The organism is Fusibacter sp. JL298sf-3 (genome assembly GCF_053842995.1).
Genome location: NZ_CM132608.1, coordinates 3407176 through 3433831, shown reverse-complemented (window position 1 = coordinate 3433831; position 26656 = coordinate 3407176). Strand labels below are relative to the sequence as shown.

19 protein-coding genes, 1 pseudogene and 1 riboswitch are annotated in these 26656 nt (G+C 44.3%); of the genes and pseudogenes, 6 read left to right on the top strand and 14 right to left on the bottom strand.

The window, feature by feature from the left end; all coding sequences use genetic code 11:
• The 3 genes and pseudogenes from ACR6HW_RS16330 to ACR6HW_RS16320 all read right to left on the bottom strand — a co-directional run.
• Positions 1 to 711 (bottom strand): JAB domain-containing protein, encoded by a 711-nt coding sequence (locus ACR6HW_RS16330; RefSeq protein WP_455728753.1) that lies wholly within the window; start codon positions 709 to 711, stop codon positions 1 to 3.
• A gap of 1 nt (position 712) precedes the next feature.
• Positions 713 to 961 carry a hypothetical protein gene (locus ACR6HW_RS16325; protein ID WP_455728752.1) on the bottom strand — a complete coding sequence of 83 codons (249 nt, stop codon included), beginning with the start codon at positions 959 to 961 and terminating at the stop codon, positions 713 to 715.
• Between the two features lie 44 nt (positions 962 to 1005).
• A pseudogene (locus ACR6HW_RS16320) lies at positions 1006 to 5241 on the bottom strand (helicase-related protein); the annotation flags it as partial.
• A 125-nt stretch (positions 5242 to 5366) separates the two neighbouring features.
• Here ACR6HW_RS16320 and ACR6HW_RS16315 point away from each other — a divergent pair.
• The gene (locus tag ACR6HW_RS16315) at positions 5367 to 6593 is read left to right on the top strand and encodes a transposase (RefSeq protein ID WP_455727774.1); all 1227 of its coding nucleotides are present in this window, start codon (positions 5367 to 5369) and stop codon (positions 6591 to 6593) included.
• A 95-nt stretch (positions 6594 to 6688) separates the two neighbouring features.
• Here the strand turns inward: ACR6HW_RS16315 and ACR6HW_RS16310 are convergent, their stop codons facing one another.
• The 3 genes from ACR6HW_RS16310 to ACR6HW_RS16300 are packed head-to-tail and all read right to left on the bottom strand — an operon-like array spanning position 6689 to position 11121.
• Complete coding sequence (locus tag ACR6HW_RS16310; RefSeq protein ID WP_455728751.1) at positions 6689 to 9331, bottom strand: DUF6908 domain-containing protein; 2643 nt, start codon at positions 9329 to 9331, stop codon at positions 6689 to 6691.
• Entirely contained in the window at positions 9324 to 10346 is a 1023-nt protein-coding gene (locus ACR6HW_RS16305) for a ParB N-terminal domain-containing protein (RefSeq protein ID WP_455728750.1), read from the bottom strand. The genes ACR6HW_RS16310 and ACR6HW_RS16305 overlap by 8 nt, the downstream gene beginning before the upstream one ends.
• Positions 10339 to 11121: a ParA family protein gene (locus tag ACR6HW_RS16300; RefSeq protein ID WP_455728749.1), complete on the bottom strand. Its 783-nt coding sequence runs from the start codon at positions 11119 to 11121 to the stop codon at positions 10339 to 10341. Before ACR6HW_RS16300 ends, ACR6HW_RS16305 begins: the two co-directional genes overlap by 8 nt.
• 136 nt (positions 11122 to 11257) lie before the next feature.
• Between ACR6HW_RS16300 and ACR6HW_RS16295 the strand changes: the two genes are divergently transcribed.
• Positions 11258 to 11473: a helix-turn-helix domain-containing protein gene (locus ACR6HW_RS16295; protein ID WP_455728748.1), complete on the top strand. Its 216-nt coding sequence runs from the start codon at positions 11258 to 11260 to the stop codon at positions 11471 to 11473.
• Positions 11474 to 11491: 18 nt separating this feature from the next.
• On the top strand, positions 11492 to 12988 hold the full coding sequence (locus ACR6HW_RS16290) for a P-loop ATPase, Sll1717 family (RefSeq protein ID WP_455728747.1): 1497 nt from the start codon (positions 11492 to 11494) through the stop codon (positions 12986 to 12988).
• Between the two features lie 228 nt (positions 12989 to 13216).
• On the opposite strand, the gene rlmD (ACR6HW_RS16285) is transcribed toward ACR6HW_RS16290, so the two are convergent.
• The 4 genes from rlmD (ACR6HW_RS16285) to ACR6HW_RS16270 form a co-directional block, all read right to left on the bottom strand.
• Complete coding sequence (gene rlmD / locus ACR6HW_RS16285) at positions 13217 to 14482, bottom strand: 23S rRNA (uracil(1939)-C(5))-methyltransferase RlmD (RefSeq protein ID WP_455728746.1); 1266 nt, start codon at positions 14480 to 14482, stop codon at positions 13217 to 13219.
• 66 nt (positions 14483 to 14548) lie between these two features.
• On the bottom strand, positions 14549 to 15340 hold the full coding sequence (gene heR / locus ACR6HW_RS16280; protein ID WP_455728745.1) for a heliorhodopsin HeR: 792 nt from the start codon (positions 15338 to 15340) through the stop codon (positions 14549 to 14551).
• Between the two features lie 268 nt (positions 15341 to 15608).
• Positions 15609 to 16613, bottom strand: coding sequence for an adenosine deaminase (gene add / locus ACR6HW_RS16275; protein WP_455728744.1), 1005 nt, complete (start codon positions 16611 to 16613; stop codon positions 15609 to 15611).
• Positions 16614 to 16707: 94 nt separating this feature from the next.
• Positions 16708 to 16807: riboswitch (purine riboswitch) on the bottom strand.
• Positions 16808 to 16829: 22 nt separating this feature from the next.
• Positions 16830 to 17483, bottom strand: a complete 654-nt coding sequence (locus tag ACR6HW_RS16270; RefSeq protein ID WP_455728743.1) for a TetR/AcrR family transcriptional regulator — start codon at positions 17481 to 17483, stop codon at positions 16830 to 16832.
• 205 nt (positions 17484 to 17688) lie between these two features.
• Here ACR6HW_RS16270 and ACR6HW_RS16265 point away from each other — a divergent pair, with 205 nt between their 5' ends.
• Genes ACR6HW_RS16265 through ACR6HW_RS16255 form a run of 3 tightly spaced genes read left to right on the top strand, consistent with a single transcriptional unit; the run spans position 17689 to position 21860 of the window.
• The gene (locus tag ACR6HW_RS16265; RefSeq protein WP_455728742.1) at positions 17689 to 19017 is read left to right on the top strand and encodes a glycine/sarcosine/betaine reductase component B subunit; all 1329 of its coding nucleotides are present in this window, start codon (positions 17689 to 17691) and stop codon (positions 19015 to 19017) included.
• Positions 19018 to 19033: 16 nt separating this feature from the next.
• Complete coding sequence (gene grdH / locus ACR6HW_RS16260; RefSeq protein WP_455728741.1) at positions 19034 to 20347, top strand: betaine reductase selenoprotein B; 1314 nt, start codon at positions 19034 to 19036, stop codon at positions 20345 to 20347.
• A 37-nt stretch (positions 20348 to 20384) separates the two neighbouring features.
• Positions 20385 to 21860: a glycine betaine uptake BCCT transporter gene (locus ACR6HW_RS16255; RefSeq protein WP_455728740.1), complete on the top strand. Its 1476-nt coding sequence runs from the start codon at positions 20385 to 20387 to the stop codon at positions 21858 to 21860.
• A gap of 261 nt (positions 21861 to 22121) precedes the next feature.
• Here the strand turns inward: ACR6HW_RS16255 and ACR6HW_RS16250 are convergent, their stop codons facing one another.
• The 4 genes from ACR6HW_RS16250 to rlmD (ACR6HW_RS16235) all read right to left on the bottom strand — a co-directional run bounded on the left by ACR6HW_RS16250 (position 22122) and on the right by rlmD (ACR6HW_RS16235) (position 26633).
• On the bottom strand, positions 22122 to 23624 hold the full coding sequence (locus tag ACR6HW_RS16250; protein ID WP_455728739.1) for an amidase family protein: 1503 nt from the start codon (positions 23622 to 23624) through the stop codon (positions 22122 to 22124).
• A 19-nt stretch (positions 23625 to 23643) separates the two neighbouring features.
• Positions 23644 to 24672, bottom strand: coding sequence for a GNAT family N-acetyltransferase (locus ACR6HW_RS16245; RefSeq protein WP_455728738.1), 1029 nt, complete (start codon positions 24670 to 24672; stop codon positions 23644 to 23646).
• Positions 24673 to 24676: 4 nt separating this feature from the next.
• Positions 24677 to 25120, bottom strand: a complete 444-nt coding sequence (locus ACR6HW_RS16240) for a GNAT family N-acetyltransferase (protein ID WP_455728737.1) — start codon at positions 25118 to 25120, stop codon at positions 24677 to 24679.
• Positions 25121 to 25265: 145 nt separating this feature from the next.
• The gene (gene rlmD / locus ACR6HW_RS16235; protein WP_455728736.1) at positions 25266 to 26633 is read right to left on the bottom strand and encodes a 23S rRNA (uracil(1939)-C(5))-methyltransferase RlmD; all 1368 of its coding nucleotides are present in this window, start codon (positions 26631 to 26633) and stop codon (positions 25266 to 25268) included.
• Positions 26634 to 26656: the final 23 nt, after the last annotated feature.

Sequence of the window (26656 nt, the reverse complement as noted above, 5' to 3'; positions counted from 1 at the left end):
CTACATTTCAAGTTCTTCGTCTGTTGATACATCATATGTCTCTGTTTCTTCTTCAGCAGCATTCAATGCTATAGGATCATAATTAGCAACATCCATCTTGTTATCCGGCAAAACACCATTTTCCGCCATAGAACTGAATCCGTAGCCGCCTACAATAATATGATCGATCACATTGATATCTAATGGCTTAAAAATATCAACTATCCGTTGTGTCAGTGCAATGTCCTCATGAGATGCTTTTAAACTGCCTCCGGGATGATTGTGTGAAAGCATTATGTTACTGCAATCATTTGCAAGAGCCATTTTCAGGATATCTCTCGGATAGACAACTGCCATATTAGTTGTTCCTTGAGACACGGTTCTCATTTCAATAATACTGTTGCTGTTATCCAGAAAAGCGACAAGAAACCGTTCCTTATCTTTCACACCACCTAGAAGTGATGCAAAATATTTGCCGGCATCTTTTGGCGATCTGAAAGTAATTTTTTCATTTTCCTGGTCCAGTTTTAGCACATTGTAGGATGCAATGAATTCATTAAGTTTATTGATTTTCTCCAGCTGCCTTTCATTTGGCTCAACAACGCCTGGATGTTCCAAGATGTTAAATGGATTATTGTCTTTAGCATAGCTTTTAAGCTTAGACATTGATATGCCTGTCAACTTATTTAAGCTTTTGAAGAAGCTGTCTGAGTAGGTATCTTTCGTTGCCATATTATTGTCCTCCCTTCATTTTTTCAATCGCCTTTGCTTTTGTATCAATGACTTCTTTAAGTGCTCTGATTCTCTCTTTCTCAATGTCATCGATATCCAATGCATCAATACTTGCAAAGAACATTGGAAGCCCCATCTGATTTACTGCCCCAATGACTTTCTGCTCTGATTCCTCTGCAAAATCAAGCACCTCACACATAAGTTCAATTACATTATCCTGTTTGATATTCTGTACCATTTGTCTCGTCATCTAATTCGTCTCCTTCCATAGAAATAGCAGGGACTATATCCCTGCTAAACTGTCATTTCTTCGTCATCTTCAATTACCGTGTCTTCAATAAAATCACCTTCACTAACTGTTATGCCTTCATCTCCTTTATCCATATCCAGTTCAGCATTCAGTTCAAATTGCCTGGTTAGTTTTTGATTTAGCTCATCCTCATACATAAAGGGCTTTTCCCATTCTTCTTTGGATTGAGCCAAGTCCCGTTCATACTCATCAATCTGACTTTCTGTTTTTTCAAGGCGTTTTTCCATGCCTTCCATGAGATTTTCAAGTCTCACCATATTACCGTGTGGGCTATCCCCGAATTCAACTTCATACTTCTGCTGTCCATGAAGCAACATCTTGTGTTGTCCAAAGAAGTTATTCTTCAAAATCATAAGATCAAACCCGTTAAATGTACCAACATGCATTTCCTTATCCGGCTCAGCCTTTGATAACAGGACCTGTAAATAAGTTCCGGCTTTTTCTCTTTCATCAAAATACTTGCCGTTAATGGTAATCTGAAATGCCTCATGCTTGTTCATGTCACGTTTGCTAATATCTTTAATCAGACCCTCACGACGTTGTTTTGACTGCTGAATCAACTTTGGATACCTGTAGGTGAAATTATCCTCCATTGCATAGCGTCTGCTGTTATATTCCGATTTAAGTAGGCTCAATCGACTGACTTCATTATCAACCGTCATCTTCTCTTTAATTAATGGATTACCCGTTGCCAATGCTTTAACTTCTGCAAAAGACAATACGGTTTCATCGATATCCTCTGCATTTCTTGCAACAGATTTTCCTGTCATGATCTGGCTGATGAAGCGTTGCTTATTCTCGACAATTTGCCACAAGTACGCGTCAAAAGTCCCTTTTGTAACGTACCGATGGATGTTGACTTCCTCGTTTTGATTGCCTTGTCTTAGGATTCTTCCCTCTCGTTGCTCCAAATCACTTGGACGCCATGGGCAGTCGAGATGATGTAAGGCAATTAAACGATCCTGAATATTGGTTCCAGTTCCCATCTTGGCTGTTGATCCTAAGATAATCCGCTTATTACCACTACGCATATCTGCAAAAAGACTTTCTCTTTGAGATTCACTGTTTGCATCGTGAATAAAACAAACTTCATTATCAGGAATGCCTTTTTGAATCAGGGCATCCTTGATATAAGGGTAAATAGAAAAACGCCCATCTGAATTGGGCGTCCCTACATCACAAAATATGATTTGCGTTCCTTTGATATCATTACTCAGTTGGTATTCTTCATAAACTGTTTCAATGCATTTATTGACTTTACTATCTGGTTCATTGGGTGCATCTGCATATAAGAGTCTCGGATCAAGACCTAATAACCTCGCTTCGTTCGTTATCTTAAGCATATTGTCGATTCGAGAATCAACTAATCCGTTTCTAATATCACTTGCCCTCTCAACAAAACTCTCCATAATCTCTTTTGTAAATTCACTGGCATCTGATGAAACCAGTTTATGTCCATCACCTTTAAGTTTGGGAATGGGTAGCTTAAGCATGTCTGCTGTTTTTACATCTGCCATATTCTTAAAAATCGTCATTAGCTCCGGTAAATTGGTAAACTTTGCAAATCGGCTTTTATACCGATAACCCGTTCCTTCCGGTGCCAGCTCCAGACTGGATACCACCTCGCCAAACTGTGCTGCCCATGCATCAAAATGATGAATGCCTCTGGCTTCCAATTCTTTGTTTTGAATATAACGCTGCATAACATACATTTCCGACATGCTATTACTGATAGGCGTCCCTGTAGCAAAGATAACGCCACGTCCTTGATTGATTTCTTGTATATACTGGGTCTTCATCAACATATCCATAGATTTCTTACTTCGAGTATTGGATATACCTGCTACATTTCTGATTTTGGAAAATACAGCACAGTTTTTAAAATAATGGGCTTCGTCAACATAGATACAGTCTACTCCAAGTTCCTCAAAGTTGATGACATCATCTTTAGGACTGTCATGAAGACGTTTGATCTCCGCTGTCAGTGATAGCTTGAGCTTTTCCATCTGTTTGATGCTCCAGTTTTCACCATTGCTTCTTTTGGCATCTGCAATGGCCGCTGATATATCATTGATTTGCCGATGAATCATTTCTTCCTGACGCTCTTTTGATACGGGAATTTTCTCAAACTGTGAATGGCCCATAATAACAGCATCATAAGCACCGGTAGCAATACGACTGACGAAACGTCTCCGATTCGATTTTTGAAAATCTTTCTTGGTCGTCACAAGGATATTGGCTGACGGATACAGTCTTAAGAATTCACTGCCGATATGCTGTGTCAAATGATTAGGAACAACCAAGATTGCCTTGTTTATAAGTCCTAAACGCTTTTGCTCCATACAGCTGGCCACCATTTCAAAGGTCTTCCCTGCTCCCACTGAATGGGCTAGAAGTGTACTCCCGCCGTAAAGTATTCGTGAGATAGCTGCGGTCTGATGTTCTCTCAATTTAATGTCCGGATTCATACCGGGGAACTTCAAATGACTGCCATCATACTCCCTAAGGCGAATATTATTATAGTTCTGGTTATAATAACTGACATACTTCTTCCGTCTTTCAGGATCTTTAAATAGCCATTCTTTAAATGCTTGTTTGATCTGTGATTGCTTTTCTCTAGCCAGCATGGTCTCTTTCTTATTGATAACATATTTAACTGTGTCACCATCTTCAACACGATCTTTTACCGTTGAATTTCTAAGGTTTAAGCTGTCTTCAATAATGTAGTAAGCATTGATTCTTGATGTCCCATAGGTTTCTTTGGCTGAGACAGAATAACCGTCCACACCTTTGTTTTCAATACCGAAACTGGCGTTGTAATTGTTGTAATGTACCTTGATTTCATTTCTTCCACCAGTGTTATGATAATAACTCGGTGTCTTCAAGGTCTCATAGATGAATTGTTCATAATCTGAAGGTTCAATCCATGTTGTGCCTAACCTGACATCAATATCACTGGCTTCAAGTTCAATTGGTTGTACCATTTCTAAGGAAATGACATTTTTTGAAAAGAGTTCCGGATTTAGCTCTGCAAATACCTTTGCGAATTTCAGCTTTTGCCTTACATCACCGGATAGATAAGCATCTGCTGTTTCCCAACCTCTTAATGTATCATCTTCATTAAATCGTTCAGGGTTCAAATAAATGTCTTGTTTCAGCTCTTCGATAATGATTTCCGGTTCTTCATCATAAAGCTCTGACATAAATAATAGATCAACCATTCCCTTTTCATTTAACGATGCTGTCAACGCTTCAAAGGCTGAATCAACATTGGTTATGGATTCATAGGGTTTGATTGTCTGCTTCGTGAACATATCCGCTTTTGTAATCTGATGTTCTTCGTCTTCGACTTCAAGTGAGCATAAAAGAGGATAGTCATTGTCATCACGAAATGCATTGGCATTCGGTCTTGAAACGAGATAGCCGTAGTCATGAGTAAATTCATCATACAACTTATTCAATCGCTCTTGTGCTTCTTCTAATGTCTCTTTGGTACAGCCTTCCATTTGCAGTGCGATGATCTCTCTTGTAATATCCCGAATGTGCATCATACCTTGAATGCGCTCCAAGGTTTTACCGGTGTAATCCATTCTTCTCATCATGGAATTCTCTCTAAAATAAAGCTTGTCATCGATGAACGCATACGAATAATTCTTATACTTTGAATCTGCCGGTAAATCTTCGCTGGCTTCATCAGACTTATGTTCGTAATAACCGATTTCTCCTTTTAGATAGCTAACTGCATTCATGAGGGCTTCTTCTAGATTAAAATTACTATCGTTATTTACGCAAGTAGTATAGCGACTCTCACGACCAAACATTCGTTCATCAAACACCATCTCTCCAAGCATCATATGGGGATTGTCAATGAAATATTGATTGACGGGGACCCCATTTTCATTCGTCTCAACTGACAACCAAGTTGGTAATTCTACCGATCTGCGTTCCCTTTTCTTTAGGAAAAGTATATCTGCTGTTACATCCGTATTGGCATTATCTTTGAACGCTGTATTGGGTAATCGGATGGCACCAATGAGTTCAGCACGTTCATTGATATATTTTCTGACACTCATATCCTTTTTATCCATAGTTCCCTTACTGGTAACAAAAGCAATAATTCCACCTGGACGTACTTTATCCAGTGTTTTTCCAAAGAAATAATCATGAATCATAAAATTGTATTTATCATAGAGCCTGTCATATACTTTATAATTGAGAAAATTGCATAATTTATAACCGTTGATTTAACAAGTTTTTAAAGAAACAAAAAGGAAACTTCACCCCAAACGTCGAATTATATAAGTGGCAGCAAACACAATCCAAACGAAGGAGGAAGTTTCCACTTATGTATATTCGACAAACATGTCTATTTTCCTTTGAAGAAATTATGAACTTTCAGCAAGAAACGAAATTGGAATTAATTCTTGCTCAGATCAACATCTCACCTTTGGTTGCGGCATTATCTAAACAGAGTCATTTGAGAGGTCCAAAAGGTTACAGAGTCGCACCGATGATTTACGCATTAATTGCTAAGCAAATTCTGAGAATTTCGACCACCAGCGAGTTGGTGAGACAGTTGAAAGAGAACCCAGTGTTACGTTATAACTGTGGTTTTGAGGTGTTATCCAAAGTACCATCAGAAGCCACTTTCAGCAGATTCGCAGATAAGCTGTCAGAATCAGATGCGTTGCTGAAACTATTCGGTGATTTAGTTGTTCATGCTAAAGAATTAGGAATTGTTGATGGTAGTCATATTTCAATAGACTCTACTAAGGTAGATGCTTTCGAAGCCTCAAAACCAAAGAAAGATATTGTAGATGACGGCACCAACCCAAACTGGGGAATGAAGCGCGATACTCACGGTAATAACATTCGTTGGTTTGGATGGAAACTTCATATCCTGAGCGATTCATACAGTGAATTACCACTTTCAGTTATGGTAACACCAGCGAATGTTCATGATGGAACAATTGCAGTTCCACTGATTGAAGAGTTTCTAAAGCAGTATAGAGATCTGTTTAGACCATTGTTCTATGCGATGGACTCTGGATATGATTATAATTCTGTCTATGATGCAGTAATAAATCACTTTGAAGCTACTCCAATCATAGCCTACAACCCAAGAGGCAGTCACGCCGCCCCAGAAGGGTTAGATGATGAGTTTCATCCAGTCTGTTCTGGTGGTTACAAACTCGTTTATTGGGGGATTGACGGCGATTACATGAAATTTAGATGTCCACAAGTACTGGGGAAATGTAACTGTCCACATGGGAGTGCATGGTGTTCATCAAGCAATTATGGTTATACGCTCAAGATAAATCGTAAAGAAAATCCAAGACAAATCGGATATCCGTTAAGATCATCTGATCAATGGAAGACTCTATACAACAAGCGAACTTCTGTTGAACGTTGCAACGGTCGACTAAAGACGATTTTAAATTTGAATTCAATCCGGTCTAAAGGTATCAAGAAAGCAACTGTTCATGCGTTGTTAAATTGCATTGCGTTGGTTGCAGGAACCATCGCTTCAAAAGTTAAAGTAAACAGAAATGAGGAACTCTTAGTAGCATAATGAACAACAAAAGATTGAAATTTGAAAGCATGGCAGGGGCTGTTACTTAGGATTAAGCCTTTTTCTCAAATTATCGAGTTAATTATGCAAGAGTCTCAATTACCAAAAGGAACATTGCCGATGGCTACATCAAAGAAGTTATCTTCATATTGTGTTTCTTCAAAACCTTTAATCTGAATATCTGCCTTCTGATAAAGCTGCTTGGATATTCGACCGGATATGTCATCCAGTTCGACACCAAAGAGTTTTGACTTCTTCATGGATTCAGGAAGGTGGGAAAAGAAATTACCAACACCCATGGAAGGTTCCAAAACGTTTCCTTGTTCAAAGCCAAATCTATCAAGGGCATGATAGATGCCTTGAATAACAACCGGTGCTGTGTAATGGGCATTCGGTGTGGATGCTTTGGCACTATCATATTCTTCTTGTGATAGTAATTCTTTTAGTTCACCATATTCATTACTCCAACCACCGGCACTTATATCAAAAGCTTGCGGCATGCCACCCCAACCCACGTATCTAGCTAAGACAGATTGCTCTTTGTCTGTTGCCATTCGGTTTTCTTCTTCAATAACTTTTAAAGTCTTGATTGCTTCAACATTGGTTCTGAATTTTGTTTTTAACCCACCAATACCGATTTCATCTTCTGCCGAAAATCGATAGTTGATTTTTGTCTGTTTTTGAATCATTTGATCATCGGTATTATCCAACTCCAGATCCAATAAATCGTCTGATTCTTCTTCTAATTTATCCAACACTTCGTTGCCCTGTTCATCAAACAGCGGTTCTGCATTCTCTTCGACCACATCTTCTGAATAGTAAGCTTTGTAAACAATATGACCTTGCCTTGATATATTGGATAACCAATCCTTTAGAAAGTCATTGAGCTCATCTTCCATGTCCGGATCTATTAATTCATCACCTTGATAGACTTCATGATAAATAGCTAGATTATCTTGTTGAAACGTGGCTGATGTTAATGTTCTTTCATTATGATCAACAATAAGCTCCATATCCGGATCACTCATCAAGTCCCCATTTTGTTCATAATAATGAGAAAGGGAAATTCTATTTTCGTAGAGTCTTTCTATGACAAGGTCCATAAAGCCTGGGGCTTTGAGTTTCATATAACGATAACGACCATTTAAAATGCCTGGGGCTATCTTCATCAACTTCTGATAATTTTCATTTCTTATGTCATTATCCTTCTGTGGCATGTCAAACACGGTTGGCTGATACGATGTCTTTCTCACTGGTGGCTCATCATTTTGATAACGTGCTTCAAAATATTTGCCGTTGTCTATCAAATGCTCTATACCAGCAGCAACTTTTGCCCAAGACAAGTGGATATCTTCACCCACTTTGTAAACATCAATTTTGATGCCCTTACTGTCATGATTTTCAAAACCACTTTGATTCTCCGAAAAAGTAATTGAAGATCCACCTGTTCCATATTCATTTTTTAGAAAGTCAGCTTTTTCTTTTGCACTATGATTGTCAGCGAAAAAATCGACAATACGCTGTTTACCACCGGCAAAGTTAGACCCTCTTAGTAATACAGTTTCGATGATTTCTTCATTCGAAAACGGCACAAAAAAAGAGCTACGCTCTGGTAGCTCAACTTCTGATTCTATCTTTCCTTGAATATGATCTCCTTCAATACGACTTCTTCTGCTCTCATCCGAATCATCTCCCTGTGACGATAGCTCTGGTAAGTATTCGTAGGATTTTGTATCGGTTCCACCGTTAACATCTGTTGTTGCAACTGTTCCATCCGTTCCCATGCTTCCTCGTTCACTTGATGCATCTTTTGAAGCAGCGTCCCCTCCGTCAAAAGATAATTGTATTGATTGATGTGCTCCTCTTTCAGATAATTCATCGCCATCTGACCGTATTTCCCTAAAGGTTTCTTGTCGCAATCCACTTCCTGTGATACTTGAATCTGCGGATGGTAAATTCCTTTTGTTTCCTGATAATTCAACTCTACGGCTTTCATCGTCACTCACGCTCCTTTTTTCACTTTTGATTGATTTGATTTCTCTTTCAACTTCTCTTAATAATTGTTCTGAAATGGTACTTGTCAGATGCCCTAATTGTAAGGTTAATGCTTTTGAATCAAAATCGGTAATGGTCCTGAAGGCATCCAAATTGCTTAATTTCGGTACTTCAATACCCGATCGCATAGCTGTCATATATTCCACACTGTCTACCAGTGATTGTACAAATTCTTTTATCACACCTTCAATGGGTAAACCGGATAATTTGGTCTTTGGAACTTCTTTTTTAAGATTAATTTGAATTTCGGCAATATGTTCATTAACTGTTTCATAAGTGCGTCTTGAAATCCATTCTGAAAAAGTATTCGCCTGAAAATGATTCAACAACTCCGTCTCAATGTCATTACCCAGTCTCCAAACCCTTGGCATGGTATGGGGTTGACCATGGGTGTCTTCGACATCAAACAGGTATTTAAGTCTCAAATAATCACTCTGATCATCAAAGACAGCAATACTCTTTGCCCCCCTATTAATCCACCTGCCGATACGGCGGTTCCAGATTTCCATATCCGCGACCAATGTTGCTTCCGGTCTCTGAGCATATATGAGCACTGCATTTTTGAAACTGTGTTTATAGACCTTTGCATGAAAGGTCAGAAAATCTTTCCATGCCTGTTCATCCTTTATGATTTCACTTAGGATGTAATCATAAATCTGTTTAATTTCCGTTAATCTACTCAATCATCTCCTCCCCCTCCTCTAGTTCATGTGACTGCTCTTTCATCTGACTAAAGTATAAATCCAGAGCTTTTTCGATGGTTTCTTCAATAGCCCTCTTGTCATCATTGGGCTTGAAATATTTCGATATGATAGTCGGTTGAATCTTGAAAGGCTTTACCTTACCTGTGCTTTTTAAAACATCACCGCTGATAATTTGCTTCGCTGTATTCCAGTTCAGGTTGCCCTCTTTTTCATATCTTCTTAAAAGAGCTGCTTTCTTCATATCTACCTTAAAAGTATCTTCTGAAATAATAGCTTCAATCATTTCTTGGTTTTCTTGTGATAAGTATGAAAGGTCTACACCGGCTCGCATAGCTATTTTGCCTTCATCTACTAAGTTTTTTAACGCCGAACTCAACTCGTTAATACGCAAATAACGGGCTACTGATCGTGATGACAAATCATATTTATCTCCAATTTCCTTTTTTGTATCTAACTTCGTGCCCATTGGGCATGAAGTTAAATCATCTTCAATATTCGGAGCTTTTGACAATTTCTCAATCTCACTCAATAAATCTGTTCTAACTCCCTGGCTTTTCATGACACTGTGCCTTGTAGCAATCACAGTTGCTCTTTCTGAATGCGCAAGCTCCATAAATGATCTCTGCATCAAATTTGTTTCTGTCACAATCAATGTTGCTTCTTCTTCAGTGAGTCCCTCTTTTATAACTGTAGGAACTTCAGTTAATCCTGCTTCTTTTGCTGCATTAACTCTATTGTGACCAGATAGAATTTCATATTTATCATCAACTTTTCTGACGACAATAGGTACTATAACGCCATAATTTTTAATACTCTCAACCATATCATTAAAGCGTTCCCCTTCATAAAGTTTGAAGGGATGGTTTCTGAACGGTACCAAATCAGCAAGCTTTAATGTGGTCGTCCCATCAGCTTTTTCTGTCGGCTCCTTGTTATAATCATCTCCAAATATGGATGCAAATGTTTCCACTTTTTTCATTTTCGTTTTATCCATAGTTAATCAACTCCTTTGTTAGTTCTTGATAAGCAACAGCAGCCTTATTCATTGGCATATAGTCAACAATGCACTTACTTTGAAGATTGGCCTCTCCAACCTTTACAGATTTAGGAATTCTAATCTCAAATACTCTGATGTGCTCGCCATATGCCTCATCAACCATATCGATCATGTTCTTTGAAAGATTGGTTCGTTCATCAAACATCGTTAAGAGAATTCCCTCAAATGCGATATTAGGATTAATTCTTCTCTTGATCTTCATAATCGTTTGAAGCAATAACTCAAGCCCTTTGACTGACAAATATTCCGGTGTTGCCGGTATTAATACACTGTCACAGGCAGCCAATACATTCAGCGTCATCAGTCCTAAAGAAGGTGCTGAATCTACAATGATGTAATCGTAATCTTCTCTTAGCTGTTCAGTAATTGTTTTAAGAACATATTCTCGGCTCATTGTGCTGACCAAGTTCATCTCAATGGCAGACATTTCAATACTGCTGGGGATCACATCAACACCGTCACTCTTGATAATGTAGCTCTCTTTAGGCGGAAGATCATCTTCATTCATCACGGCCATCATCAGATGATATAGTGTCGTATCTAAAGCTTCAGGCTTAACTATTCCGAAACAGTCAGTCATTGAAGCTTGATTATCTGTATCGATTGCTAAGACTCTGTATCCCTCCTTTGCTAAAATCGTTGCTACGTTTCTGCACGTTGTACTTTTTGCCACTCCACCTTTTTGTGAAGCGACGGCAATTATTTTACTCATGATATTTTTACTCCTTTCTGATATTCACTTTATAATGTGATAATACACTTAAAAATTAATCTTTTCAATGTTTCACCTATTTTATTGCACCAATTCACTATTAGGTGTATTATTTAACTCAGGTAGGTGATAATTAATGAAATTAACAATGGGCGAAAAAATCCGAATCTTACTAAAAAGAAAGAACGTAACGATTATAGAGCTTAGCAATCGTCTTGGTACTACAAATCAGAACATGGCGAACAAGCTCAAAAGGGATAACTTCTCGATGAACGAATTGGATGCTATTGCAGAGGCATTGGATTGTGAATATGAGGGGTATTTTGTTGATAAGAATGGAGAAAAAATCTAAAAACAGGGAGGATACGCCATGAAAAAGGAGTTTCAAGATTTTGTAGAAGATATTGGATTAATAGAATATCCCTTTGCGACCTATACTGCTGAAAACGAAGGAGAAAAAACTAAATCATTATTTGTAAAACCATATGAATTTTCAATATTAGAAAATACTATTAAAAGTAACAACTCTGCTATCATAGTAGGAAATCGCGGTTCTGGAAAAACTCTTATTCTTAAGGAATTAAGTGGAGAAACTTCACCGAATAAACTCTTCATTAATTTAAGTGATTTTGAAAATATAACCCTTTCTCAAAATAAAATAGACTACCACAATCTCTTAATAAAAAGAATTGTGGATACACTTGCGGTCTTTTTAATTGGCAATGAGAAACTAATTAAGACCTTAACAAAAGATGATAAGTTATTCCTTTCATTCCTAATTTACAAATATGGTGATAATGTTACTGAAGACCAAATCAAAAATAAAATTTCAGCAATACAATTAAGCAAAGTAAAAAGGATAATCAAAAAATTTTCAAAACCAATAAATGCAATATTTAATTACGGAGCAACTGCCTTCACAAACTTCAGCAATGAAGCAATAACTAAACATTTTGGAACTCTACTGCCCCAAGCCGACGAGTCAACTATCAAAAACATTTTCCCTGATATAGAATTCGATCTGGACCTTAACTTCATCGATGAACAGTCTTCTCTAAAATTGGTTAATAAATTATTGGAACTCATCTCAAAATTAAACATTGTACAAGTAGCCGTACATATTGATAAATTAGACGAAGATGAAAGATTAGAAAATGATGCTGAACTAGTTGCAACATTCATCGAGCCTTTAATTCTAGGAAATCAGTTATTAGTAAACAAAAAGATTCAGTTACTAATTGCCATATGGACTATTCCATTTGATTTATTGAGTTCAAGATTTCGAAAACAAAAATATTATGTCTATAATATTGACTGGACTATTGATGATCTAAAATCCGTTTTAAATAAAAGATTGCTTGTGCATTCTAATGACAAAACTATATCGTTTGATAAATTACTTGATAATAGTGTTCCTGAAGAAACTATAGCTTCAATTTTTATGCTGGCTAATTCAAATCCTAGAGATTTATGGCATATCTGGCATCAAATATTTAGAGCGCAGTATAGAATCGATCCAAATGCAACAAAATTTTCAAAAATAGCAATAAACAATGCCCTTGAAAACTTTGTGCGTGAATTTAATTTTTACGAATACTATCCCAAAAAGAAAGGCGCTCGTCAAAATAGCAATGATGTATATTCCTATATAAAGCACCTACAAAAATTATCTACATCGTCCTTCACTCACAGTCAATTAAAGGAAGAGGCAAATACTGGGGGCTCAACTAGAAATTATATAACTGGTATGCAAAATATTGGATTAATAAAAAAATTAAGCCGCAAACATGAAGGCTCTGCTGTATATGAAATAAAAGATCCCAAAATAATATATGCATTAAATAACAATATCGATCTTGATAATTAACAACATCTAGACACTAAAAAACCCTAGACTCATTTTGAATCTAGGGTTTTTTACTATCTAAATTTCCAATTTTAACTCTCAAAACCGACTGCTGGTAGACGTGTTCCCACGTACCATGTCATATAACGACTTTAATTCTGATACTGCTTTTTAGGTCTTTTTGGTGGTAATTTTCACTGTTTTTACTGAAACTGAAGAACTCATAAAAGTGCTTGAACTCCAGTAAAATCAAGGGTTCTGGCGTTGTAGTTTTACCACCGTCTCCACATGCCCCGTCCCCGGAAACATATCCACCGGCTGAATCTTCTCCACCCGATACCCCCGCTGCGTCAAGTACTTCAAATCACGGGCCAATGTTTCGGGGTTGCACGACACATACACCACCACTGGTGGTGCCACCGCCACAAGGCTCGATAAAAAAGCCTCGTCACTTCCCGAACGCGGTGGATCCATCATCACCACGTCGGGGACGTTGCCTTCCTTCGCCACCGCGCGCATAAACGTTCCTGCATCGCCCTCAAAAAAGCGTGCGTTCTTCACACCATTTCGGCGCGCATTGTGAATCGCATCGCGCACAGCATCCTTGTTGAGCTCAACGCCCACCACCGTTTGGGCCTGTGCACTGGCAATCAAACCAATCGTCCCGATGCCACAATAGGCGTCCAGCACGACCTCATTGCCCGTCAGTCCCGCATAGGCAATCGCCTTGCCGTAGAGCACCTCCGTCTGAACCGCATTGACCTGATAAAATGACTTTGGCGACAGGCGGAAAACCGTGCCGCACAGCGTGTCCTCAATATACCCTTTGCCGTAGAGCACCGTCTCAGAATCGCCGAGCACCATACTCGTGCGCTTGAGATTGACATTTTGCACCACCGTCGTAATTTCAGGATGCGCCTCGAGAAGCGCCTTCATAAAGTGATTCCGCGACGGAAAAATCTTCGTTCCCAACACCAAAACCACCATAACCTCTCCACTTACATGTCCCGTGCGAATTAGGACGTGGCGAAACACCCCTTGGCGGCGGTCTTCATCATATGGCTTCAGCTTAAACGACGTCATCAGGCGAACCAGCGTCTGGACAATCGCATTGGCACGCTTATCCTGTAGCGCACACGCCTTCGTCTGCACCACGCGATGCGTCCCCTCTTCATACATCCCCGCCACAACGCGGCCACCCTTAACAGCCTTAAACGTAGCGTGGACCTTATTGCGGTAGTGAAACGGATTGGCCATACCGATAATAGGAAGCACCTTTCCAAAGCGCCCCAGCAGCGCCTCAACTTGCTTCTGCTTTACCGCAAGCTGCTCCTCATAAGGCAAATGCAAAAGCTGGCAGGCCCCACACTTGGCGTACACCGGACAGACAGACGCATCGACCGACACATCGGGCGGCGCAGTACGAGAGCGTCCACCAGTAGGACGCTCCGATTTCTTGGCACTTTTATTATATACTTTCTTAGAACCCTTAGCGGGCTTCACTTGTCGTTTCAAATTTTACACACACCTTTTCATTAGAGTCTAGCCCATTATACCCAATTGGCGTGAAAATAACAAGCCTTACATCGGCTGCATCACCCCTGCAAAAGCCAGCCATGCGAGCACCGTCTTAGCGACGAGACTGAGCACAATGTACATGCGCTCGCCGTACACATAAGAGCGCCATTTTCCCACCTGCTTATACTGAAGCCACATGTTGACGGGAAAGAGATTGAAAAACACAAAATACGACCCGACAATAGCGTACACAAACCACGGCACCTCTGCGGGATTGGCGTTGCCAAAAGCGTAGAGGACAATGACCAGCCACGGACCGATTCCCGCAACACACCCAAAGACAAAAGGCGCCCACATCACCTTATCGCGTTTTTGATTGAGCTGTTCCATTAATAAACCGAACAAGTTCATCGACGCATTTAAAAGAAACATCAAAATCAACGCCCCAATATCGTAAACGCCAAACAACAGGGCGATGAGCACAATCATTAACGAAGAACTCAGCGCATACTCGTACCATCTAAATCGGTTGATCCCGAGGTTCAAATCGCGGCTATAGATAGCGTTGGTCTTGGGGAGCACAATAAGAAAATGAGCCGCCGCACTCATCAGTAAAAACAGCGCCACCATCATGCCGAAAGGAACGTCAAACAAACGTCTCGGCTCTGTCACCAAACGCATTTGTGACGTGTCAAACGTCAAAAAATACGACCATATGGGAAGCTTAAATGCCCTGATTTTTTCAATCCCCAGCGCAAAATACAGCATTAAACACCCTTGAATAAAATGCAGTGCCCCCATAAACAAATTAAACCGCTTCAAACTGTCCAGCTTACTTTTCGAAATCGCTTCCATAACACCCTCCTTTATGTATTAAGTCATAAAAATTTATACCCACTTTCTTTCAAAATAACAGGAGACCCGCCTTAGAACCTTCAAAACACATTTCCAGGTTAAACGCTCTCGATCCTATTCCGCATTGGCGTCAAGAGCTTGCCTTGCACGGCTACAGACAATCTGTCATCTTTAACTCAATCCCAACAAAATAGGTCACTCGTCCCCCTAAAAGAACAAAGCAGCCCGCCTGGGCTGCTCATTTCTCGATTTCTATTTTTGGTAAACATTAGTGTTTTCCGGCACAAAAGAACCGTCCCCTTAAGGTTGTTTTGGTCACTTCATCTGCAAAACACGCGTCCACCGCCGCCATGTACAGCGCTTCATACGCCGCCTCAGACCAACCGAACGCGGCGCCGGTCTTCTTGAACTCACCGGTCATCGTCGTATTGGAAACCGTGCGGTTGTCAGTATTCAGCGTCACCGCAATCCCCGCCTCACGAAACGCTTCCACAGGATGCGCGTCAATAGTTGACACCGCCTGTGTCTGCAAATTGCTCGTCGGACAACATTCAATCGTCACCCCGCGAGCCTTTACCAACTCTCGCGCCTCAGGGCTTTGCCACATAGCCACGCCGTGACCGATGCGACTGGCTTCCAAGAGCAACACCGCGTCGATAATATTTTCAAAAGAACCCGTTTCTCCGGCGTGAATCGTCACCTCATATCCCAGTGACTTGGCATAGGGCACCGCGTTCTTAAAGCGTAGGGCAAAGCGATCGTTTTCACCGGCACACAAATCCACCGCCACAACGCCCTTTTTGAGAAACGGCTCACCGGCATCAATCAGCTCGACAAACCCCGCCTCGTCCGAAAAACGCATATACGATAAGATCACATTCCCCGCAATTGGGAATCGCCCCTCCGCCTTGCGAACGCCGTCCACAACCGCCTTGATGATTTCCGCGTAGGACAGCCCTGCCTTCGTGTGAAGTTGCGGTGCAAACCGAATTTCCTGATACACCACCCCTTCGGCGGCGGCATCTGCCATCACCTCGTAGGCCGCCTGTGTCAGCCGCGCCTTAGACTGCATAAGCCGCACCGGCAGATGGAAACGCTCGAGATACGTATCCAGCGAATCACAGCTTTCAGGTGCAATAAGCGCCTCGGCAACCGCCTCTAAATCCGGCGCCTCCCCGTCCGTCTCAATCAACCACTCGCGAACCGTTTCCGGCCTCAAACTCCCATCCAAATGACAATGCAGCTCAATTTTAGGCATCGTTCTCAAATCCATGTATTACCGCTCCTTTCAAAACACATTTACCCACTTTTTGCTTATGTGTCCCACGTGCCGGCGCCAAATAAAAAACGCCTGACCACGAAGAAAACACACAAAGTGTCTTCCTCGTAATCAAGCGTTTACGGTGCTTGGTAGAAACCCCCATTCCCTATTAATGGGGTTATACGAAGTCCAAATTTTCTTAATAGTATACCACAGATTTCACATTCGTCAAGAGGCATCCATGCGATGGCCCTTTAAAATCCGGGTGATGTAATCCATAATCCGGCGCACATAGGCGTCCACATCGACATCGGTCTCCTGCATCGCCTGAACAATCATCGACTGAAAAATCAGCACCAGCATATCGTTGATCACCAGCACATCCTCCTTGAGGATGTAGCCGTCCACCGCACACTGTTTGAGATTTTCGTAGTCGCGCTTCCAAAGCGTCCCCTCCACCAACATGGGCAACAGCGACTCCGAAAGTCCCGTCAACTCTTCCGAATAAATTTCAAAATAATCGCGAATAGCGTCGTTGGCGTTGGTGTAACAAAACTTGAAAAACAGCAAGTGGTAGTGGGCCGGGTTGAGGAAAGCCTCCTCAGAGAACAGGCGCCAAATATGCAGGTAGCGCTCGTAACTGTCTTCCGGAAGCGTCGTCTCCTTGAGTTTCACCAAATACCCCTTTAGATACTTACACGACGCGTAGAGCATCAGATGGTCGAGGTTCATAAAATAATTGTACAGCGTCGCGCTGTTGTAGCCGGCGAGATCTGCCACGCGCCTAATCGTCACCTCGCCCATGCCTTCCGTCGACATAATATCGTAACATGCGTCAATAAAATAGCGTTTCATGCGGTTTTTCTTAATCTCTCTCTTCATGTAATTCTCCACCCTTCTTTGCACTCACCTTATTAGTATAACACAAAGCCTCACATACATTCTGATAATTTCATCACAAAAATAATCAAGTTTATTTTGTAATCATGATTGAATTCCCAGAAAATTGTGCTATAATGGTATCAAGTTTTTAAATGTAATAGGCAGCATTATAAAAAATAATAATATGTGGAACGGAGGTAAAATAATGCGTTTGGAAATTGGTAATTTTCATGTAAAAGACGTCGTCTTCGGCGATGCAACCCAGTATCAAAACGGCGTACTCACCATTGATAAAGCAGAGGCCATCGCCTACCTAAGAGAGGACGAACACTTCACCGACTTGGACCTCGTCATAGCGAAGCCGGGAGATGACATCCGCATCTGTCCCGTAAAAGAGGCCATTGAGCCCCGCGTACGGGCAAATTCCGACGACTGCGTCTTCCCTGGGGTAACAGGAGATTTGGCTCAAGCGGGTAACGGCGTCACCTACGCCCTTAAAGGATGCAGTGTTTTGGCCGTCGGTCAAACTTACGGCAGCTTTGGCGACGGACTCATCGACATGAGTGGCGAAGGTGCCAAATACACCATCTTCTCCAAAAACATCAACATCTGCCTCGTCGCAAACACCGATGAAGACTTTGAAAAATTTGAGCAACAGAAGAAAAACAGCGCATTGCGCTGGGGTGCGCACAGGTTGGCTGAATTTTTAGGCAAGACCGTTAAAAACTTAACACCTGATGCCACCGAAGTGTTTGAACTCGAACCGATTACCAAACGTCCGAAGGCCGTCACCGACCTCCCTTCCGTCGTCTACGTTATGCAACCTCAATCCCAAATGGAAGAGATGGGGTACAACGACCTCGTCTACGGCTGGGACATGAACCACGTGGTACCGACATTTATGCATCCCAACGAAGTCCTCGACGGCGCTATGATATCGGGCTCCTTTATGCCGTGCTCGTCCAAGTGGTCGACCTACGATTTCCAGAACTGTCCGACCATTAAAGCGCTCTACGCTGAACACGGCAAAACCCTCAACTTCCTCGGCGTCATCATGTCCAACCTCAATGTGTCGTTGGAACAAAAAAGACGCTCTGCACAATTTGTAGCGCAAATCGCCAAAAACCTCGGCGCAGACGGTGCCGTACTCGCCGAAGAAGGCTACGGCAACCCCGATGCCGACTTTATCGCCTGCTACGTCGCACTGGAAGACGCCGGTGTCAAGACCGTCGGTATGACCAACGAATGTACCGGTAGAGACGGCCGTTCTCAACCGCTGGTTACCTTAGATGAAAAAGCAAACGCCATCGTCAGTTGCGGCAACGTGTCACAACTCATTGAACTGCCGCCGATGGCCACCGTCGTCGGCAACCTCGAAGCCCTTGGGAAACACGGTCTCTCAGGCGGCTGGGAAGGCGATGAACTGCTGGGACCATCTGTTCGTCCCGACGGCAGCGTCATTATGGAAAACAACTCCATGTTCTGTGGCGACAGCGTCTGTGGATGGTCGACCAAACAAGTAAAAGAATTCTAATGAAGGGGGATGCATCATGAAAAAAGCAGTTTTGTACATCAATCAATTCTTTGCGGGCATCGGCGGCGAAGAAAAAGCCGACCACGCACCTGAAATCAGAGAAGGCCTCGTGGGGCCGGCGCTTGCGCTAAACGCCGCGCTTAAAAACGCAGAGATTACACACACCATCATTTGTGGCGACAACTTCATGGGATCCAACGAAGAAGAAGCCGTTAAAACCATTCTCGGTTTTTTAGAAGACATCCCATTTGACATTTTCTTCGCAGGCCCTGCTTTTCAAGCCGGCCGTTACGGCAACGCCTGCGGCGTCATCAGCAAAGCGGTAAAAGCCAAGTTTGGCGTCGAAGCCATCAGCTCGATGCACGAAGAAAATCCCGGCGTTCAAATGTTTAAAAAAGACCTCTATATTTTCCCGGGGGGCAAAAGTGCCGCCGCCATGCGCAAAGACGCACAGAAAATGGCGGTACTCGGCGACAAAATACTCGCAGGTAAGACCAACTTATTGGCGGAAGTCGAAGGCTTCTACCCGCGCGGTATTCGCCATCAAGTTTGGCGGGAAGACGGAAAAACTGCCGCAGAGCGCGCCGTCGACATGTTGCTTAAAAAACTTTTGGGAACGCCGTATCAAACGGAACTGCCGATACCTAAAATCGACCGCGTGCCAATTGCCGAACCGATTGCCAACCTAAAAGAAGCCACCATTGCCATGGTGACCACAGGCGGTATCGTCCCTGTGGCCAATCCGGACAGAATTCAGTCTGCCTCTGCGACGCGCTGGGGCCGATACAACATCGCCGACATGGCGCGTCTCGAAGGCGGCGTGTTTAAAACCATTCACGCGGGCTTTGACCCGGCGGCAGCAGATGCCGATCCAAACGTGATTATGCCTATAGACGCCATGCGCGCCTATGAAAAAGAAGGCCGCATCGGCAAACTTCACAACTACTTCTACAGCACCGTGGGCACCGGCACCACCGAAGCCGAAGCAGCCAGAATGGCCAAAGAAATCATCGTACACTTTAAAGAAGCCGGTGTAGACGGCGTTATCATGACCTCCACCTGAGGCACCTGTACACGTTGCGGTGCAACGATGGTCAAAGAATTTGAAAGAGCCGGCTTCCCGGTTGTCATCCTGTGCAACCTCGTACCGGTTGCCACAACAGTAGGCGCCAATAAAATCGTGCCTACCATTTCCATCCCTTACCCGCTGGGCGATCCGAGCACCTCTAAAGACGCACAGTGGAAACTGCGCTACCACAGAGTCGGTGTCGCCTTAAACGCCCTAGAAACACAAGTGGAAGAACAAACTGTCTTCAAAGTTCAGATATAACCTGACACTTACACTTTTAATTCTAGGGAGGACCGTTTTGAAAAAGAATCAAGTTTACATCATATCACTTATCTTTCTCGGTGTTATCGTCGCTTGGGGGGTATTCAGCCCCTCGAGCTTCGAAACAGCAGCAAACGCATCTTACCAATTTTTATCGGGTAACTTCGGCTGGTTCTATTTGCTCGCCATGAGTACCTTCGTCGGCTTTTCCATCTGGATTGCCTTCAGCAAGTTCGGTCGAATTAGACTTGGAAAAGACGACGACAAACCTGAATACTCGCTGATTTCTTGGTTCGCCATGCTCTTTTCAGCGGGAATGGGCATCGGCCTCGTCTTTTGGGGCGTGGCCGAACCCCTTAGCCACTACGCCGCGCCAATGGGCCTTACCCCCGGCACCAAAGAAGCCGCCGAATTCGCCATTCGGAAGTCTTACTTCCACTGGGGACTTCACCCGTGGGCGGGCTACTCCGTGTTGGCACTGTCACTGGCGTACATGCAGTTTAGAAAAGACAAGCCCGGACTTATCAGCAGTATTTTTATCCCCCTTCTCGGGGAAGAACGCGTCAAAGGCCCCATTGGAAAAGCCATTGACATCCTCGCCGTATTTGCCACAGTGGCAGGTGTAGCCACTTCACTGGGACTCGGCGCTTACCAAATTAACAGTGGGCTCAACATGCTCTACGGCCTTCCTGAAAACAATACGGTCATTCTCGCCATTGTCGGCATTATCACCGTTATCTATATCCTCACTGCCATTACCGGCATTGACAAAGGTATCAAATGGCTCTCCAACCTCAACGTCGTCATCGCCATATGCCTAGTGGTTGCGACACTAATCGTCGGCCCCACGCTGCTCATCCTCAACACGTTTACTAACGGCATCGGCGACTACTTCCAAAACTTAATCAGCGACAGCTTCTCAATCAACCCGTACGGCGAGAGCCAATGGATTGGGAACTGGACAGTCTTTTACTGGGCGTGGTGGATTGCCTGGGCGCCATTCGTCGGCACCTTTATCGCTAGAATTTCAAAGGGGCGCACTATTCGAGAATTCGTCTGCGGCGTATTGCTCGCTCCGACACTGGCATCCTTCCTCTGGTTTGCCGTCTTTGGCGCCACCGGTATCAACCTCGGCTTAGAAGTGGCCACAGAAACGGCGAAATCGCCTTCCACAGCGCTCTTTGTCGTCATGAGCCATTACCCGATGGGCAGTGTTCTGTCCGCCGTCGCCGTGGCTCTGCTCTGCACCTTCTTTATCACCTCCGCCAACTCGGCGACATTTGTTCTGGGGATGATGACTTCAGAGGGGAACCTCAATCCTTCGAACAGCAAAAAAACCATTTGGGGGCTAATTCAGTCGTGTCTGGCAGTGGTCTTGATGCTCGCCAGCGCCAATGGCCTCAAAATGCTTCAAACTGCATCGATAGCAGCTGCATTTCCATTTGCCTGCGTCATGCTTCTCGGCATGGTTTCCATTCTCAAAGCGCTTAACGGCGAAAAGCGGTTCTCATAACGCTTAAATTCATTACCTTATACCTGTCGCGTAGGCGCTCACTTTTCGGACGTAACGGACATTGCGTTCGAAAAGTGGGCACCTGCGGCTCACCTTCCCGGGGTGAGCTCAGACGGCAGCGGCACGCGGTCTAGCGCGATCGCTGTCGGCACAGCGCCATTTGAACCCACATCGAAAGGCCTATTGTCTTTCGAACTCAAATCGCGTGCATCAAAAAGCCCCCTTCTGTGTACACACAGAAGGGGGTCCTCCTTTTTTGACCTATTCACCTATAAAAAGCTCGAGCAACGCCTGATCCCCCATCGGCCTTCCGACAAAGGTGGCACCGTAGGGCTCTCCATCGGGGGTTCTGCCTGCCGGAATCGAAATGGCGGGATACCCAGCTGACGCATAGACATTTGAAAAACTGTTGTTGACACTTACCACCGCATCCAGTGTCTCCGCTTCAAAGTAGCCGTCGATAATTTCTCGCGCCGTCTCTCGATTGGTTTTGAGATATGCTCTGTAAGCATCTGCATCCAATGTCTCCTCTAAAGCCATCTGATGGATCTTGTCGCCATACGGCATGCGCACATCGGAATCCTCGGCATTGAATGCGGCAATTGCCGCCAAATCTTTAACCGGACTGGTCACATCGGGATTTGCCAAAAAAGTCGCCAAATCGCGCTTAAAATCGTACAGCATCACCGGCATCGTCTCTATGGCGTCTGCGGCATTGTTTTGCTCAAGACTGATCACGACGGCACCTCTGCCAATCAACCACTCTTTTATCGCCGCCGTTTCCTCAGTGCCGTCCTCTAAAAGCCCCAGTCGAGCGCCTGAAAGCCCTTGAGAACCTTCTGTCGCCTTTTGCATGCCAATAACCCTGTAGACCGCCTCGACATCTTCTACATAATGGCCCATGACGCCAACAGTATCCATCGCGTAGGAAATCGGAATGACGAGATCGCTGGATACGGTGTCGTAAGTGGGTTTAAACCCCACCACGCCGTTTTGAGAAGCCGGCGATACAATCGACCCCGACGTCTCTGTGGCCAAAGCCAAGTTACAGAAGTCCATAGCCACTGCCACAGCGGATCCGGAACTCGAACCGCCGACATCGTATTGGCCGACGGCGTTTTTGGTCTGTCCACCCATCACCGAAAAACCGTTACTGGAAGGCATACTCATAAAGTTCGCCCATTCGCTTAAATTGGCTTTGCCGATAATCAGTGCATCTGCTGCTTTTAGCTGCTTTACAACCATCGCATCGCGGGCCGTTTCAAGTGTCTTCAGCGCCGCAGCACCTGCAGTGGTCGGCATACCCGCTACAGCGATATTGTCTTTTACCGCCACGACAGCGCCGTAGAGCGCCCCGCGTTCTGATACCGGCTTGGCCTCCAGCGCCTGCGCCTCCTTAAGCACCTCCGGATTTAGCGCAATAAAACTGTTGGTGGTGGCGTCCTCTCTGTAGATGTTTTTAAGGTAATACTCTGTGAGCTCAGAAAGCGTCAACAACTCTCCTGTGAGGGCCATTTGAACATCCGTGAGCTTTTTATCGTGTACCAGTTGGTGCACGCGGTCGTACGCTTCTGAATCCAATGCGTCAATTGCCACCATAAAGCCGTCAAAGTTCAGTGTTGTTTTCATTTCGGACTTCACCTCGTTCTCATACTGCATGCGCTCTTGATCGAAAGCCCGACCTAAGCGCCAGAGACCAAAGGCCACTCCGACGCCCACCAGCAAGATTACAATCAATACACCTTTTAAGACCTTTTTTACCATACGCCCTCCCACAAACACATTATTGTTCACACGTTATCTTCTCGTACTCAAAGAGCACCATCGTGTTGTCTACAGCCTTTTCGCCGACCTTTTTATAGCCCAGCGATTCGTAAAAGTAATGGTTTCTGTAATTTTTATGCGGGGTTTCAAGTCGCCAGAGACAGTAGTGCTGATAAAACGTCTCCAGCTGAAGTACCGCTTGCTTGCCCAGTCCCAAATTGTGATAGGACGGCTCTATGTACAGGCGCATCAGCGTCAAAAGTTTGCCGGTATCGTCTAATCGAATCACGGCACCGCCGATGATTCTGTTGTTCTCGAGAATCGTGTAATAGTCAAAGGCATTGATCTGATTTTTAACATTGACGACGCCGTCGTTTACAGGGCTGTCATCGCGCGCCCCATACCGTGCCACATCGTCGCCAAACGCTTTCTGCTGTATATAGTGCAGCGCATACGCGTCTTCGAGTACGGCCTTTCGTATTTTAAGCTTCGGGTGGGCAGAAGCCGATTGACGAAGCCAACACGAGCGATTCATCCCCATGTAGCCGATGTCGTGATGGTAGCCATCTTTGTACACGGTCTCTCTTAAGACGCCTTCGTGGCTCATACCACAGCGCTTCATAACCCGTGCCGATGCCTCATTAACCACCATATAGCGCCCGTAGATGCGGCTGAACTCGAGCACTTTAAACCCGTAGTCGATAAGTGCGCGCGCTGCTTCTTTAGCGTACCCCTGTCCCCAGTGCGGGCGTCCGACCCAGTACCCGATTTCGGCAGGGCCCATCGGACGTTTATGAATCAAACTGAAGGCGCCGACTAACGTTCGGTCAGACTTTAAAACAGCGGCGAAATGCACTTGCGTACCGGCTTCATACGCCGACTGATGCGTCTCAATCCACGCTTCTGCTGAATCGCGCGTATAGGGATGCGGCAACCCCAATGTGGTTTTATACAATTCGTAATCTTGAGCGTAAGCGGTTACCGCTTCGGCGTCGTTCTCATTAAAAGGCCGAAGCAACAGCCGCTCCGTTTCGATAATTTGTTGCATGTCGTCACCCCTTTTTCATGTGGATGTGTAAAATACCGTCTTCCAAATACGGTGCGCCTATTGCGACAAAGCCGTAGGCGTTATAGAAAGTCTCCAGATGTGCTTGAGCACTTATTTCCACTGTAGACAGATGCAACGTCTCTTCAATATAAGACATGACTTCACCCACCAGTTCTCGCCCCAGTCCCCGACCTCTCTCAGACGAGTCAACGGCTACCCTGCCAAAGGCACAAGCGGGGTATGGCGTCCCCGGCGGCAGTATCCGAGCATAAGCTACCAAAGCGCCGTCTCTTAGCCCCATTAAATGATAAGCCGACAGATCGAAGCCGTCTATGTCGCGGTAAAGACACGTCTGTTCGACGACAAAGACATCCTGCCTCAATTGCAGCACGTCGTACAACTCTTTTCCCGTTAGCCCTTCAAACGGCTTTACAACCCATGTCATCATGTCGCCCCTCCTTTTATATACCCTTTTCCATCATCTGTACACGCGCAAACGGCGCCTAAACAAGCGAAAGCCCCTTCGGTACTGTACACTTGTGTACACACCTACCGAGACTTCCATAAAAACCACTTATTGTGATGCCGTCTGTTTAAAAAGCATCTGCCTCATGCCTTGTGAGCAGCGCCACGGTCTCCACACCGGTGGCGTGACCGAACATGTCCACAGGCTGTGCCCACTCAAGGGTGTACGCGCCGCTTTCACACAGGAACTTGAGGTCCCGCGCCATTGTAGACACTTTGCAGGACACGTAGACCACACGCCTCGGCAACATGTCTAGCAGCACCTCTAAAACAGGCTGTTCACATCCCGCTCTCGGCGGGTCTAAGACCACTACATCTGCAACGGTTCCCTCTGCGTAGAGCTTCGGTGCTATGACTTCTGAACGGCCGAGGACAAAGGTTACATTTTCGAGATCATTGGCGTTTTTGTTGGCATTGGCATCGTCTACCGCTTGCGCCGACATCTCCACACCGTAAACCGCTTTTGCCTTTTGAGCCAAGAACAAGCTCAGAGTTCCCGTGCCACTGAACAAATCAAAAACCACATCGTCTCCGTCCAGTGCCGCGGCATCGAGTGCCGCTTGATACAGACGGTGCGCCTGTTTGGAATTCACTTGATAAAACGACAACGGGGAAATTTGAAAAGCGAGTTCCCCCATGGCGTCGACAATGTACGGCGTGCCGAACAGCATTTTGCAGGTATCGCCCAAAATTTCACTGGTCGCTTCCGGCTGTATGTTTTGGACGATCGACACGATGTTCGGATTGGCACTTCTCAGCATTTCCACCAACTTTTGCGTCATCGGCAGCTTGTGCTTATGCGTCACCACGGTCACCATGATTTCACCGGTGGCCTCCGATTGCCTGATGACCAAATGTCGAATAAGCCCTTGTTTCTGACGGTGCTTGTACGCCGGAATGCCAAAAGCCATCATATACGCTTTAAACGCTTTGATAATATCGGCGTGTTGGGCTTCCTGAATCAGGCAGTCAGCCACGTCTACAATTTTATGAGAATGTTTTTCGTAAAGTCCCACGACGACGCGCCCTTCGACTTCTCCAACGGCGTAAGCGCCTTTATTCCTAAAGCGGTAAGGGGTTTCCATACCGAGAATCGATTTAACGTCAACGGCCTCAAAACCACCGATACGCGTCAGTGTCTGCTTGACCATATTTTCTTTAAACGCCAACTGTGCGGCGTAATCGTAATTCTGTATTTGGCAACCTCCGCAACTGTCGAAATATCGACAAGGTGCCTCTACACGATTTGCCGACGGCTTCAATACCTGAACCGCCACTGCCCTTCCAAAGCGCTTATTGGCTTTTAAGGCATGGCACTTCACGCGGTCGCCGGGCAATCCCCCTCTGACAAACCACGTAAAGCCATTTCGTTTGCCGACGCCATCGCCATCTTCATTTAAATCTATAATATCCAGTTCAAAATACGCTTGTTTCAAACAATCGCCTCCTCATATTCACA